General features: G+C 52.8%; 16 protein-coding genes. 15 read left to right on the top strand and 1 reads right to left on the bottom strand.

The window, feature by feature from the left end; all coding sequences use genetic code 11:
• Window positions 1–119 precede the first annotated feature (119 nt).
• From icd to clpA, 3 genes are all read left to right on the top strand, one after another.
• The gene (gene icd, locus VSS37_RS05065; protein WP_324693626.1) at window positions 120–1,373 is read left to right on the top strand and encodes an NADP-dependent isocitrate dehydrogenase; all 1,254 of its coding nucleotides are present in this window, start codon (window positions 120–122) and stop codon (window positions 1,371–1,373) included.
• A gap of 178 nt (window positions 1,374–1,551) precedes the next feature.
• Window positions 1,552–1,884, top strand: coding sequence for an ATP-dependent Clp protease adapter ClpS (clpS, locus tag VSS37_RS05070; protein WP_324693628.1), 333 nt, complete (start codon window positions 1,552–1,554; stop codon window positions 1,882–1,884).
• 5 nt (window positions 1,885–1,889) lie between these two features.
• On the top strand, window positions 1,890–4,181 hold the full coding sequence (gene clpA, locus VSS37_RS05075) for an ATP-dependent Clp protease ATP-binding subunit ClpA (RefSeq protein ID WP_324693630.1): 2,292 nt from the start codon (window positions 1,890–1,892) through the stop codon (window positions 4,179–4,181).
• A gap of 46 nt (window positions 4,182–4,227) precedes the next feature.
• Here clpA and infA read toward each other — a convergent pair whose 3' ends face one another.
• Window positions 4,228–4,446 carry a translation initiation factor IF-1 gene (infA, locus tag VSS37_RS05080; protein ID WP_324693652.1) on the bottom strand — a complete coding sequence of 73 codons (219 nt, stop codon included), beginning with the start codon at window positions 4,444–4,446 and terminating at the stop codon, window positions 4,228–4,230.
• 216 nt (window positions 4,447–4,662) lie between these two features.
• On the opposite strand from infA, the gene fabD reads away from it, so the two are divergent.
• The 12 genes from fabD to VSS37_RS05140 form a co-directional block, all read left to right on the top strand.
• Complete coding sequence (fabD, locus tag VSS37_RS05085) at window positions 4,663–5,610, top strand: ACP S-malonyltransferase (protein WP_324693631.1); 948 nt, start codon at window positions 4,663–4,665, stop codon at window positions 5,608–5,610.
• On the top strand, window positions 5,610–6,365 hold the full coding sequence (gene fabG, locus VSS37_RS05090) for a 3-oxoacyl-ACP reductase FabG (protein WP_324693633.1): 756 nt from the start codon (window positions 5,610–5,612) through the stop codon (window positions 6,363–6,365). Before fabD ends, fabG begins: the two co-directional genes overlap by 1 nt.
• 80 nt (window positions 6,366–6,445) lie before the next feature.
• Complete coding sequence (acpP, locus tag VSS37_RS05095; protein ID WP_324693635.1) at window positions 6,446–6,682, top strand: acyl carrier protein; 237 nt, start codon at window positions 6,446–6,448, stop codon at window positions 6,680–6,682.
• Window positions 6,683–6,766: 84 nt separating this feature from the next.
• Complete coding sequence (fabF, locus tag VSS37_RS05100) at window positions 6,767–8,011, top strand: beta-ketoacyl-ACP synthase II (protein WP_324693637.1); 1,245 nt, start codon at window positions 6,767–6,769, stop codon at window positions 8,009–8,011.
• Complete coding sequence (locus tag VSS37_RS05105) at window positions 8,012–9,349, top strand: aminodeoxychorismate synthase component I (RefSeq protein WP_324693639.1); 1,338 nt, start codon at window positions 8,012–8,014, stop codon at window positions 9,347–9,349.
• A complete protein-coding gene (gene pabC / locus VSS37_RS05110) occupies window positions 9,336–10,145 on the top strand; it encodes an aminodeoxychorismate lyase (RefSeq protein ID WP_324693641.1) in 810 nt (269 codons plus the stop codon). The genes VSS37_RS05105 and pabC overlap by 14 nt, the downstream gene beginning before the upstream one ends.
• Entirely contained in the window at window positions 10,142–11,206 is a 1,065-nt protein-coding gene (gene mltG, locus VSS37_RS05115; protein WP_324693642.1) for an endolytic transglycosylase MltG, read from the top strand. Before pabC ends, mltG begins: the two co-directional genes overlap by 4 nt.
• A 1-nt stretch (window position 11,207) precedes the next feature.
• Window positions 11,208–11,843, top strand: coding sequence for a dTMP kinase (gene tmk / locus VSS37_RS05120; RefSeq protein ID WP_324693643.1), 636 nt, complete (start codon window positions 11,208–11,210; stop codon window positions 11,841–11,843).
• Window positions 11,840–12,787, top strand: coding sequence for a DNA polymerase III subunit delta' (gene holB, locus VSS37_RS05125; protein WP_324693644.1), 948 nt, complete (start codon window positions 11,840–11,842; stop codon window positions 12,785–12,787). The genes tmk and holB overlap by 4 nt, the downstream gene beginning before the upstream one ends.
• Window positions 12,788–12,812: 25 nt before the next feature.
• The gene (locus VSS37_RS05130) at window positions 12,813–13,190 is read left to right on the top strand and encodes a PilZ domain-containing protein (protein WP_324693645.1); all 378 of its coding nucleotides are present in this window, start codon (window positions 12,813–12,815) and stop codon (window positions 13,188–13,190) included.
• A gap of 680 nt (window positions 13,191–13,870) precedes the next feature.
• Window positions 13,871–14,308, top strand: a complete 438-nt coding sequence (locus VSS37_RS05135) for a hypothetical protein (RefSeq protein WP_324693646.1) — start codon at window positions 13,871–13,873, stop codon at window positions 14,306–14,308.
• Between the two features lie 9 nt (window positions 14,309–14,317).
• A partial coding sequence (locus VSS37_RS05140; protein WP_324693647.1) for a hypothetical protein occupies window positions 14,318–14,521 on the top strand: 204 nt, incomplete at its 3' end.

The raw sequence follows: 14,521 nt of genomic DNA on the forward strand, positions 1-14,521 counted from the left end.
CCTAGGGTCTCACCTGAAATGGCGTGTAATTTGCATAGTGTATGCCAAGTAAATGGCTTTTGTTTATAATCCATCGTACACGCGCTGAGAAAGAAACTTCAAATGGAGAGAGTTGTTTAATGTATAAACATATCAAAATTCCCGCATCTGGCGAGAAAATCACCACAAATACCGATTACTCCTTAAATGTGCCAAACACCCCGATCATCCCTTATATCGAAGGTGATGGCATCGGTGTTGACATCAGCCCTGTCATGATCAACGTGGTTGACGCTGCGGTGGAAAAAGCCTACGGCGGCGAGCGCAAGATTTCCTGGATGGAAGTCTACGCAGGTGAAAAGGCCACCCAGATTTACGGTGAAGACGTATGGTTGCCGGACGAAACGGTTGATGCCGTCAAGGAATTCGTCGTATCCATCAAAGGCCCCCTCACCACGCCGGTTGGCGGCGGCATCCGCTCCCTGAACGTCAAGCTGCGCCAAGATCTTGACTTGTACCTCTGCTTGCGCCCAATCCGCTATTACGATGGCGTTCCCAGCCCGGTCAAAGCGCCGGAAAAAATCGACATGGTCATTTTCCGGGAGAACTCTGAAGACATTTACGCGGGCGTTGAATGGGCCGCCGGTTCACCGGAAGTGAAGAAAGTCATCGATTTCCTGCTGAATGAAATGGGCGTGACCAAAATCCGCTTTCCGGAAACCTCCGGCATCGGCGTCAAGCCGGTGTCCGCCGAAGGCACCAAGCGCTTGGTGCGCAAAGCCATCCAATACGCCATCGACAACGACCGCAGTTCCGTGACCCTGGTGCACAAAGGCAACATCATGAAGTTCACGGAAGGCGGTTTCAAGAACTGGGGTTACGAGCTGGCGAAAGAAGAATTCGGCGCCATGGAAATGGATGGTGGCCCATGGTGCTCCTTCCAAAACCCGAGAACCGGAGCGACCATCATCATCAAGGATGTGATTGCGGACAATTTCCTGCAACAGATTCTGCTGCGCCCGGAAGATTATTCTGTGATCGCAACCCTGAACTTGAACGGTGACTATATTTCTGATGCGCTGGCCGCACAGGTTGGTGGGATTGGCATTGCGCCGGGTGCAAACCTTTCCGACACGGTCGCCATGTTTGAGGCCACCCATGGCACAGCGCCTAAGTTCGCAGGCTTAGATCGGGTAAACCCCAGTTCAATCGTATTGTCCGCCGAAATGATGTTGCGCCACATGGGTTGGACAGAGGCTGCTGACCTGATCAACAAAGGCACTGCGGGGGCGATTGCCTCCAAGCGCGTCACTTTCGACTTCGCGGACATGATTGATGACGCTGAGGAAATCGGCTGCGCTGAATTTGGCGATAATGTCATCGCGCACATGTAATGGCGACCGCCATTTTTGATGCTGAAACAGGCGGCCTTGTGTCGCCTGTATTTTTTCAGGGCTGCCATTGTATTTGCAGAAGATGCACCAATCTATTGCAGGAATAGTGACAGCAGGCTGTCAAACCGTTTATAACATATGCATGTCAACCCGCAAGCTTGGGGCAAGGTAATCAGGAATGGCGCAAAAACATAAAGAAGATCATGGTGGCGACCAGGATTCCGGCGTAGCGGTGCAGGAATCCCGCCCGGAGGTGAAAGAACCACCGCGCTTTAAAGTTATACTTTTAAACGATGATTTCACGCCGATGGATTTTGTGGTGGAAGTGCTGCAAACATTTTTCGGTATGGATCGCGAGAACGCCACTCGCGTTATGCTGCATGTGCACACTAAGGGCAAAGGTGTGTGCGGCGTCTATACTCGTGATATAGCGGAAACCAAGGTCGCCCAGGTCAGCCGGTTTGCGCGGGAACATCAACATCCTTTGCTGTGTACAATGGAAGAGGCATAAGTCTTATGTTGAGCGCTGAAGTAGAGTATTCAATCAACACCCTGTACAGTGACGCCCGTAAACGGCGTTATGAGTTTGTAACAGTTGAACACCTGTTGCTCATCATGCTGGACAACCCTAGCGCAGCCGAAGCGTTGCGCGCCTGTACTGTCGATATCCCCCAACTGCGCCGAGAGCTGGAAGCCTTTGTCGACGAAAACACCCCGTTGATCCCAGAAAGTGATCACCGGGACGTACAGCCGACCCTGGGGTTTCAGCGCGTCATTCACCGCGCGGTCTACAGCGCCCAGTCTTCCCGCAAGGGGGAAGTGACCGGCGACGCCATTCTGGTGGCCATTTTTGGTGAACCTGATTCGCACGCCGTGTATTTTCTGTCCCGCCATCGGATTTCACGCCTGGACATCATCAATTTCATTTCCCATGGCATCCGTAGGGACCGGCAATCCGAACCGCCAATGGGAATGGGGCACGACGATGACGCCCAGCAGTCGCCTTCTGGTCAGCAGGATGCTGAAACAGAAGGTAATGAAAACGGCAAGCCATTGGAGAAATACGCCACCAATCTGAATGAACTGGCGTTGGAAGGCAAAATTGATCCCTTGATTGGACGTGACCTGGAAATTGAACGCACCATTCAAGTGCTGTGCCGCCGCCGCAAGAACAATCCTTTGCTGGTGGGTGAGGCAGGCGTAGGCAAAACTGCCATTGCCGAAGGGCTTGCCAAACGTATCGTCGACGGTGAAGTGCCGGAAATTTTGGCGGATGCAGTCATCTATTCGCTGGACATGGGCACACTGCTGGCGGGCACCAAATACCGTGGCGATTTCGAGAAACGCCTCAAGGCCGTGTTGAAGCAGATCAAGAACGAACCGCATGCAGTGCTGTTTATTGATGAAATCCATACCATTATTGGGGCAGGGGCGACCTCTGGAGGCACCATGGACGCCTCCAACCTGATCAAGCCAGTATTGTCAACCGGTGAACTCAAGTGCATCGGCTCCACCACTTTTCAGGAATATCATGGCATCTTTGAAAAAGACCGCGCCCTTGCCCGCCGTTTCCAGAAAATCGATATCAATGAGCCTACAGTGGAAGAAACCATTGATATTCTCAAAGGGCTGAAAACCCGCTTTGAGGTGCACCATAATGTCCGCTATACCTTTCCGGCACTCAAGGCGGCGGCGGAATTGGCGGCTAAGTACATCAATGACCGTCACTTGCCAGACAAGGCCATTGACGTCATCGATGAAGCCGGAGCCAACCGTCAGTTGCAACCGGCGGCATCCCGGAAAAAGACCATTAGCGTGCATGACATTGAAGATATAGTGGCCAAGATTGCGCGAATCCCGCCAAAATCAGTTTCTTCCTCCGACATGCAAATTCTGCGCACGCTGGAGCGTGACTTGAAAATGGTCATCTTCGGTCAGGATTCAGCAATTGGCCAGTTGACCACCGCCATCAAAATGGCGCGGTCTGGTTTGCGTGACGACACCAAACCCATCGGTTCATTCCTGTTTGCAGGGCCGACTGGCGTAGGCAAAACGGAAGTGTCCAGGCAGCTTGCACAGCGCCTTGGCATTGAACTGTTGCGCTTCGATATGTCCGAATACATGGAACGCCATACAGTTTCACGCCTGATTGGGGCACCTCCTGGCTATGTGGGCTATGATGAGGGCGGCCTACTGACTGATGCCGTCAATAAGCATCCCCATGCGGTGCTGTTGCTGGACGAAATTGAAAAGGCTCACCCGGATGTCTTCAATATCTTGTTGCAGGTCATGGATCATGGCACCTTGACTGATGCCAACGGGCGCAAGATCGATTTCCGCAATGTTATCCTGATCATGACCAGTAATGCTGGCGCAGAAAACATCACCCGGAAATCACTTGGCTTCCGGGTTCAAGACCATACGCTGGACGCCACTGAGGCAGTCAACCGCACCTTTACACCGGAATTCCGCAACCGTTTGGACGCTATCATTCAGTTCAATCCGCTGACACCTGAGGTGGTCGCTTCCGTAGTCGATAAGTTCATCATCAAGCTGGAAGCCCAATTGGAACCTAAGAAGGTTATTTTGGTGGTGGATGAAGTCGCACGCCATTGGTTGGCAGAAAAAGGCTACGACCGGCTGATGGGCGCACGGCCAATGGAGCGGGTCATTCAGGAACACATCAAAAAGCCTCTGGCTGACGCAATCCTGTTTGGCGAATTAAGTCAGGGCGGCAGGGTGGAAGTGTCAGCGGACGATGATGGGCTGGTTATCGAGATGCACGGTACGGAAGCAGTGCCAGCTTGATTTTGATCAGGAATTTATGATGCGAATGCGCCCTATGGGCGCATTTTTATTTGTTACGGTAGCTGATGCGACCTTTGGTCAGATCATAAGGCGTAAGTTGCACCGTTACACGGTCGCCAGTCAAAATGCGGATATAGTTCTTGCGCATACGACCGGAAATGTGGGCATTTACAATATGTCCATTATCCAGTTCTACGCGAAAAGTGGTGTTGGGCAAGGTTTCAACTACCGTGCCTTCCATTTCAATATAATCTTCTTTGGCCATAGTGCCTTCAACGCTTGGAAACAATAAACGGCGTATTATCCTTGCCACACGCAGGATGACAAGCTCTTTTTCCTTGCTGCGAGCATATTTGGCAGACAAAGCGCTGGAATTCCCTCACTGCCGGTTTTCATGGCATTAATATTTGATTAGGATAGGCAGATTTTACTTTGCAAGGGCATACAGATAGCCCATTTTGATGCTGGAGCAATAAACAAGATGACAATAGCTGGTATTTTTCCGGGACAAGGCTCCCAATCATTGGGAATGTTGTCGGCGCTGGGCACAGATTTTGCCGAAGTGGGCGAAACCTTTCAGGAGGCTGCTGCAATCCTCAATCGTGACTTGTGGCGATTGGCGCAGGAAGGCCCTGATTCCGCCCTGAACAGCACCGAAAACACCCAGCCACTCATGCTGATAGCCGGGGTTGCCGTTTGGCGGGTTTGGCTTAAACAAGGTGGTTGCCGCCCAGCCGCAGTCGCAGGGCATAGTCTTGGGGAATATTCTGCGTTAGTGGCAGCGGGTGTGCTGAATTTTACGGATGCTGTGGCGTTGGTGGCTGAACGTGCCAGCCTGATGCAATCAGCGGTTGCTGAGGGTGAAGGGGCTATGGCCGCTATTCTGGGATTGGATGACGCGCAGATTATTGCCGCCTGTGCCCAAGCAGGACAAGGCGCTGTGGTGGAAGCCGTCAATTTCAATTCTCCAGGGCAAGTGGTGATCGCCGGTAACGCTGATGCAGTTGACCGCGCCATTCAGGCCGCAACAGAGATGGGGGCAAAAAAGGCCGTCAAACTTTCTGTCAGTGTGCCTTCGCATTGCGCCCTGATGAAACCGGCGGCGGAAAAACTCGCCATCCGCTTGGCTGCCACTACGTTTAACCCCGCAGAAATGCCCGTATTGCATAATGTGGACGCAGCAGCGCGGACTAGTGCCGAAGGTGCCCGCACCGCATTGGAGCAGCAACTTTATCGGCCGGTACGCTGGACTGACACCATTCAACGTTTGCAGAAGGAATATGGCGCAACAGCGGCCATTGAATTTGGCCCAGGCAAAGTCCTGACGAGCCTAAACAAGCGGATTGACCGCAAACTGAACGCAGTCTGTGTCCTGGACAGCAAGACTCTGGAAGAAGCGCTGAAACTGTGCGGGGAGGCAGGAGCTTAATGGACTCAATCATCAGTTTACAGGGTGAAACTGCCCTGGTGACCGGTGCCAGCCGTGGCATCGGGCGTAGCATCGCGGAAATGCTGGGAAAAGCAGGCGCGACCGTGGTGGGAACCGCCACCAGTGAAAAAGGGGCGGCAGCCATTTCCGCTTACTTGTCCGAAGCAGGGGTTCCTGGCAAAGGAATGGTGCTGGATGTTGCGGATAAAACCTCCATCGACAGTGCAATCAAAGCCGTGACGAATGAATTTGGCGCGGTGACTGTGCTGGTCAATAATGCAGGCATCACCCGTGACAATTTGCTGATGCGAATGAAAGATGAGGAATGGGATGACATCATCGCCACCAATCTGACTTCCATCTACCGCATGAGCAAGGCTTGTTTGCGCGGCATGACCAAAGCCAAAAAAGGCCGCATCATTTCGATTTCTTCCGTGGTGGGGGCTTCGGGCAACCCCGGGCAAACCAACTACGCAGCGGCCAAAGCTGGCCTGGTTGGTTTTTCCAAATCACTGGCGCGGGAAATCGGCTCCCGTGGCGTCACGGTGAATGTGGTCGCGCCTGGCTTCATTGACACCGACATGACCCGTGAGTTGTCCGAAGAGCAACGCAACGGCTTACTGCAAAACATTCCATTGGCGCGTCTGGGGCAACCTGATGAAATTGCAGGTGCGGTTTTGTTCCTGGCGTCGCCCCTTGGAGCCTATGTGACGGGTGAGACAATTCACGTCAATGGTGGTATGTATATGACTTAAACCTGCTGGTATGATGAATGGGTTTTAAATACAATACGCTACCGCTACGAACATTTTTTATCTACGAGGAACTCAAAACCATGAGCGATATTGAAGAGCGCGTCAAGAAAATCGTTGTTGAACAACTGGGTGTTGATGAAAGCGAAGTGAAGAACGAATCCTCTTTCATTGATGACCTCGGCGCGGATTCTCTGGACACCGTCGAGCTGGTCATGGCGCTGGAAGAAGAATTCGGCGCTGAAATCCCTGACGAAGAAGCAGAGAAAATAACTACTGTCCAGGCCGCCATCGATTACATCAAAGCCCAGCAGGGTTGATTTCTGTCTGCAAACCGCAGTTCGCCCTAAAGAGGGGACGGATTGCGGTTTTCTCGTTTTTCAAGCAAAGATAGGGTTACAGGTTTGTCTAAGCGACGTGTAGTAGTAACAGGTTTGGGTATTGTTTCTCCCGTTGGCTCTAAGCTGGAAACAGCATGGGGCAACATCAAAGCTGGCCGTAGCGGGATCAATCGCATTAGCCCCGAATTATTTGACGCCAGTGCTTTCAGCGTACAAATCGCGGGTAATGTCAAAGACTTTAACGCCGACGATTACATCAAGCCGAAAGAACAGAAAAAAATGGATGCGTTCATCCATTACGGCATCGGCGCAGGTGTTGACGCCATTCGTGACGCCGGTTTGGAAGTCACTGAGGAAAATGCCGAACGTATTGGCGTGTTGATGGGTTCCGGGATTGGCGGCTTGGAAACGATTGAACGCAACTACACGGCTTACCTGAACGCAGGCCCCCGCAAAATTTCCCCATTCTTTGTGCCTGCAAGCATTATCAATATGGTGGCGGGCAACCTTTCCATCATGTATGGCCTGAAAGGCCCCAATATGTCCATTGTCTCCGCCTGCGCCACGGCGACACACAGTATTGGCGACGCCGCGCGCATGATCGTTTATGGCGATGCGGATGTGATGATTGCGGGCGGCGCTGAAATGGGTTCCACCCCGCTGGGTATTGGCGGTTTCGCAGCCGCCCGCGCGCTCTCAACCCGCAATGACGATCCGGAAGCCGCAAGCCGCCCGTGGGATATCGACCGTGACGGTTTCGTCCTGGGCGATGGCGCGGGTGTTTTGGTGCTGGAAGAATATGAATTCGCTAAAAAACGCGGCGCGCGCATTTACTGCGAACTTTCCGGTTATGGCATGAGCAGTGACGCCTACCACATGACCTCCCCATCCGAAGGTGGCGAAGGGGCGGCCCGTTGCATGGTCAACGCAATGCGTGACGCCGGTTTGAATGCCGCCGATATCGACTACATCAACGCCCATGGCACCTCCACTCCGGCAGGCGACAAGGCCGAAACCATGGCGGCCAAACGCGCATTGGGAGACCATGCCTACAAGGTTGCAGTCAGCTCCACCAAATCCATGACAGGGCATCTGTTGGGCGCTGCTGGCGGTATTGAAGCGGTGTTCAGCGTATTGGCGATCCGCGACCAAGTGTTGCCGCCCACCATAAACCTGCAAAACCAAGATCCGGCCTGTGACTTGGACTATGTGCCCAATGTTGCGCGTGAAGCCAGGATCAATGTCGCGATGAGCAACTCCTTTGGCTTTGGCGGCACCAATGGCACCCTGATTTTCAAGAAAATCTGATTGCTCACGAAAGTTTTCACAGGCGGGCATGACCTGCTCGCCTTACACGAACAAAACCCCACCCGTTATCCTTTCCTGTTGGAAAGCGTTTCCACTTCCCCACATGCCCGTTACAGTTTGTTGTTTGCCTTTCCACAGGAAAGTCTGCGTTTGGACACGCTGGGCGAGGAAAGCTTTTGCAAGCGCCTGGATACAGCGTGGTTGGCGGCGGGAAAAGCCTTTTCGCCAACTACAATGACGGAATTGCCATTTCGGGGCGGCTGGTTTTTGTATCTTGGATACGAACTGGCCGGACAATTGGAACCGACCCTGCAACTGCCGGAAGAACAAGGCCATTTACCAATCGCTATCGCAGTTAGAATTCCAGCAGCCATCATCGTAGACCACCATCACCATGAAACGGTTTTGCTTGCGGAAGAAGGCTTTAACATTGAATTCGAACGTATGGTTGAGGATTTCCTGAAATACGGCCAAAGCTCCCCCGTTGACATAAGCGATCTTGGCAGCATTACCCTATGGGAAGAACCGCCAGAGCAATTCACCAATGGGATAGGGCGCATCCGCCGCTACATTGCCGCTGGCGATGTCTTTCAGGTTAACCTTTCACGTGCGTGGCGGGCAGAGCTTGCTACGGAACAAAAACCCACCAACATCTACCGCAGCCTGCGCGCCGCCAATCCAGCACCGTTTGCCTGCCTTGCCGATTTCGGGAGTTTCGCCATCATCAGCTCCTCTCCGGAACGCCTCGTCAGGGTGAATGATGGCGTCGTCGAAACCCGCCCCATTGCGGGTACCCGTCCACGCGGCGACAACCCGGTTCGTGACCAGGAATTGCTGCGTGAACTCATCGGCCATCCCAAAGAACGCGCTGAACACATCATGCTGATCGATCTGGAGCGCAATGACCTTGGCCGCATTTGTGAATACGGGACGGTGGCCGTCAATGAATTGATGGTGGTGGAAAGTTACCAACATGTGCACCACATCGTCTCCAATGTCCGTGGCAAGCTGAAGGCTGGCGCAACGCCGGGGCAAGTGATCCGCGCCGTCTTTCCCGGCGGCACCATTACCGGCTGTCCGAAAGTCCGCTGCATGGAAATTATTGCCGAGTTGGAGCAGACGGGCAGGGGCGTCTACACCGGCTCCGTCGGCTATCTGAACCATAATGGGGATATGGATCTGAACATTTTGATCCGCACCATGACCTTGCAGGGCAATAGCTTGAGCTTCCGCACCGGCGCGGGCATCGTCATGGATTCAGTTCCCCTCAATGAGCTGAAAGAAACCCGCCACAAGGCGCGTGGGTTGCTCAGGGCCATCAGGCATGATCTGGATTAACGGCGCGGAAACGGACTGCTTGCCTGCCACTGACCGTGGCCTCTTGTACGGTGATGGCGTGTGGGAAACCATCGGTGTGCGCCAGGGCAGGGCGCAGTTGTTGGAATGGCACCTGGAGCGGTTGCAGACAGGCTTACAGGCCCTACGTATCCCGCAGCCTGATTGGCATGGGTTTCAGCAGGAAATTCTCACCTTTTGCCAAGGGCAGGAACGTTCCGTCCTGAAAGTGATTGTCACCCGGGGGGCTGGGCAACGCGGCTATAACCCCGTGACTGGCCTGCCGCCAACCCGCATCCTGCAACTTTCCCCTTGGCCTGAATACCCGCCTGATTATGCAGGACAAGGCGTCCGCCTGGCCCTTTGCCAAGCCCGCTTGGCACGGCAGCCGTTGCTGGCCGGATTCAAGCACCTGAACCGTCTGGAGCAGGTGCTGGCGCGGGCGGAATTTGGCAATGACTATCAGGAAGGCTTGATGTGTGATTACGCTGGCAATGTTGTTGAAGGGGTGATGAGCAACCTGTTCATCATCAATGCGGCTGGTGAATTCTGCACGCCGGATTTGGGCCAATGCGGTGTTGCTGGCATAATGCGCCGATTTATTATCCATGTTCTTGAGAAATACGGCATTCGGTGCCACATTTGTACCTTGGAGTTGAAGGATATTGAGCAGGCTCAAGCGTTATTTATGACCAACTCGCTGATTGGTATTTGGCCTGTCCGTGAATTCTCCGGCAAACACTATGGCATACCATCATTAATCAGGAAGTTGCAGATGGATGTAAAAGCACTATCATGAAATTAATATTCAAATTACTGGGCTTGTTGCTGGCCACATTGCTGATTACGGCAGGCTTTTTGCTGTGGTACCAATATGATAGCTTTTTGAATGCGCCGGTAAACGTCAACGGGGAAAACGCTATCTTCGAAATCAAACCTGGCAGCAGCATCAGGACAGTCGCCACCCAACTGGAAGCGAAAGGCATCATAGCGCACAGTGAATTGTTTTTTGCCCATGCGCGTTTGGTGGATTCCGCCCACAAGCTCAAGGCTGGTGAGTACAAACTGGAGCCTGGGATGAAGCCTGACGATTTGCTGAAGAAGTTTGTGTCTGGTCAGGTTTTGCAATATCAGCTTGGCATCATTGACGGCCAGACGTTCAAGGATATTGCTGCTTCCATCCGCAAGCAGCCACAGATAGTGCAAACCCTGACAGAGGATGACTACAAGTCCATCATGCAAAAACTGGGCGCGCCCGCAGGTGTGCTGCCGGAGGGTTGGTTTTTCCCAGACACGTATTCTTTCCCGCGCAAAACCACCGACTTGGAATTTTTGCAGCGCAGTTACAAGGAAATGCAGGCATACCTGCAAAAAGCTTGGGATGGGCGCGAGCAGAACCCGCAGATTAGGACGCCCTATGAAGCGTTGATCCTGGCCTCCATTGTTGAAAAGGAAACTGGTTTGCCGGAAGAGCGCCCGCTGATTGCCCGCGTTTTCCTGAACCGGCTGGCGAAGGGCATGTTGCTGCAAACAGACCCCAGCGTCATTTACGGCATTGGCGACCGTTACGATGGCAATATCCGCAAGATTGACCTGCAAACGGACACGCCCTACAACACCTACACCCGCACTGGGTTACCGCCTACACCAATCGCCACGCCAAGCAAGGCTGCCATTGATGCAGTCATGCATCCTGTGGCAAGCGATGTCCTGTATTTCGTGGCGACTGTGCCGGGTGGGCCTTCCTATTTTTCCACAACCTATGATGAACACCAGCAGGCTGTCAGAAAATATATCCTGGATAGGCCAAAACCGGCGGTTAACCCCAACGTGGACAAAAATAAGGAATCGGTTCAATAAGATGCAGGCAGGAAAGTTCATAACCCTTGAAGGTGGGGAAGGGGCGGGCAAGAGCACCAATGTTGCGTGGGTCGCCAATTATCTGCGGGAAAAGGGCAAGACTGTCTTGGTGACACGCGAGCCGGGAGGGACGGAAGTGGCTGAAGCCATCCGCACCGTCCTGCTGTCACCTGATTTGCCTGCAATGAACCCAGACACTGAGTTGCTGCTGATGTTTGCCGCCCGGAATGAACATCTGCAACAAAAAATCCTGCCTGCACTGAAGCAGGGGACATGGGTTATCTGCGACCGCTTCACCGACGCCACCTATGCTTACCAGGGTTTCGGACGCGGCATCCCATTATCCCGTATCGCCGCCCTGGAAGATTGGGTTCAAGGTGGCTTGCGGCCTGATTATGTCATCCTGTTTGACCTTGATGTGAATACCGGCATGGCGAGGGCGCAGGCGCGTGGCCGCGCTGACCGTTTCGAGCAAGAGCAGCATGCTTTTTTTCGGCGTATTCGGGAGGGCTACCAACAAAGGGCAGGGCAGGTGCCGGAACGTTACCCAATCATTGACGCCTCCCAACCGTTGGAACAGGTCAGGGGGCAATTGCAACAGGTTTTTGAGCAGATTCTGGCCGGAGATACAGGGTGATATACCCCTGGCAAGCCAGTGTCTGGACGACCTTGCAACGGGCGATAGCAGGCAATCATCTGCATCATGCCTTACTGGCCACAGGGGAAGAGGGCTGCGGGAACGAAATGTTCCTCCGCTCCCTGGCACAGAGTTTGCTTTGCCTGCATCCTACCGCTGATGGGGGTGCCTGCAACCAATGCCGCAGCTGTCAGGTCTTTGCCGCGCAAGCACACCCTGATTTCATATCCGTCACCTTATTGGAAGACAAGCAGAGCATCCTGATTGAACAAATCCGCGAACTGAACTACTTCCTGAGCCTTAGCCGCAGTTACAGCCCACGTCGCGTCGCCATTATTGCCCCAGCGGACCGCATGAACGTCAATGCCGCCAATAGCTTGCTGAAATCACTGGAAGAACCTGCGGCAGATACCCATCTCCTGTTGCTGACAGCGCAACCAGCAGTGCTGTTGCCGACTATCCGTAGCCGTTGCCAGGAAGTCCGCTTGCCACCACCACCCCGTCAAACTGCATTGACATGGTTGCAAACGCAGGAATTGCAAAATCCGCCCGATCGCCTCTTGGATATTGCTAGAGGAAGGCCTTTGGAGGCCCTGAACTTGGATGCCACTGGCGTTCTTGTAGAGCGTCAGCAATGGTTAAGGCACTTGACCCAGTTGACCCAAGGAAATGGCAACCTCACGGATATTTCCGTATATTGGGAAAAATATGACAGGATGCGACTATTGGACTGGCAGCTTGAGTGGATTTTTTTACTGATAAAACATTATGTTGCAAGAGAAAAATCAACCATTCCTGATGAATTGAAAGCATTGTCCCTGGTTGTTAAGGAGAATAGGGTGTTCCAAATTCATGACAGCTTGATGGAGCTTAAAAAATTTGCCACTCATCCTCTCAATTCCCGTTCATATATTGAATCCATGCTAATATTGTGGGGCATATAACATTCAGAATGGCTAGAGAGCTTTGATGAACAACACGGCTGGGGTACAACATAAAAGCAAAGAGGAGGGTAAGCCAGCCAGTCTTTCCATGGCTATTGCCGAAAAATCAGCCTTGCACGCTTGCTACATGCCATTCATCAAGGATGGGGGCGTTTTTGTGCCTACAACTGAAAAATTCACTTTGCATGATGAAGTAATCTTGCACTTGCGCTTGGTTGAAGATGGCAAGAAGCTCCTGATTCCAGGGCGTGTCGTTTGGATTTCTCCTGGGGTTGGGCATCGTGGCACCAGCCCGGGTGTTGGTTTGCAATTTACAGGCGAGCAGCGCCTCCGCGTCAAACAGTTTATTGAAGAAATTCTCGGTGATCTCGCCAAGCAACCAGCAGCGAATCCATCTTACTAGCTCCAGCCTTTCCAAAGCCTTGGCAGTGTCCAGTTTCGCATAATGTGTAGCGCGGTAAAGTATTTAAAAAATCGACACTAATATTTTAGAATCCAGCTTTAAAATAATCCTGCAAATATTTTAAAGACTTGTCCCGCAATTTTTAAATGCTGTGCATTTTGCTGCATGACAAAGTAGCGGCTGGGAGCATTTGAAATGTGTAACAGTTTCCAACCCGCGTAATCCGGCGTAGCCGCTCCTGCATCGCCAGAATCTGGCGCTACCGCGCTCCGTAGGCTTTCGGAGAAAAGCCTTTGTCCGTGGCTTGCCGTTTGTAGTCCTGCGTGCCTTTGCCTGACCGCCACCCTGAAAGCCATCTTCCTGGGCATGTCCATTCTACGGCTGTAGACAGTTCAAGGTTGTGTGCTGCGGCGTAGCGCCTACCGGGCCACCCTCCACCGGGCGGACTCTAGGGAGCACCGGGGGAGGGTGGCCCGGTAGGCTTCGAGGCATGTGCAGTACCAGTAATACTGCACATTTGTCCCAATTTGGGATTAATTGGTGGCCGGTAGGCTTCTAAGCCTTTCTGTGCCAGCCATAGGCGCTGGTGTCCTTGGTACAGTTTCAAGGCTTGTACACTGCCTTAACGGGCGTTATGCTTGGTACACTTTCAAAGAATGGTACAAGCGGGGTTCCAGCCAATGTCTCTGATACGCAAGCGTTACATCATTAGCCTTGATGACAAGGAAGCTGACATCTTGGAGCGTTACTCATCTGTCCTGGGCATGCGGCCTTCGGCGGTGATCAAGACCCTCATCCAGCAATCCATGGGGCATCTGGAGGGCAACATTTCAGTCCTTGAACATTTGGCAAATGCCTATAAGGGGTCAGTTGACGATTCGGGGGATCGTGCAGCCAAAGGCGTTGAGGCGGCTTTGCACGGTTTGCAGCAGCAGGGTGAGGGGTTCTTGCGGGCGGTCGGGGAGCTGCCCGACACCCTTGGTATTAACAAGGGTAACAAGGGTAACAAGGGTAACAAGGGTGTTAGGTTGGACGATAATCTAGCACAAAAAGATAAACCACTTATCTTTCAAGCAGTTGACAACACGAAGAAAATGGACAAAAAACAACCGGAATAGGGGGTCAAAATGATCGATAACATGCCTTTTTCCCAACCCCGTTTTGACTGGTATCAGGTCACTTTCCGGGCCGGGTATCAGCCGGAGGAGATCTTTTGTGAAGCCCTCAGGCATTGGGAATTGTCCGATGTGGTGCAAGCCCGCCCAAGGTTCAGGCAGTACTGTCACCACCGATGTAAAACTGACCCACCCCATCAATTGAAAACTGACCCA

Origin of the sequence: Candidatus Thiothrix phosphatis, assembly GCF_035668035.1 — a bacterium.
Lineage (GTDB): Bacteria > Pseudomonadota > Gammaproteobacteria > Thiotrichales > Thiotrichaceae > Thiothrix > Thiothrix phosphatis.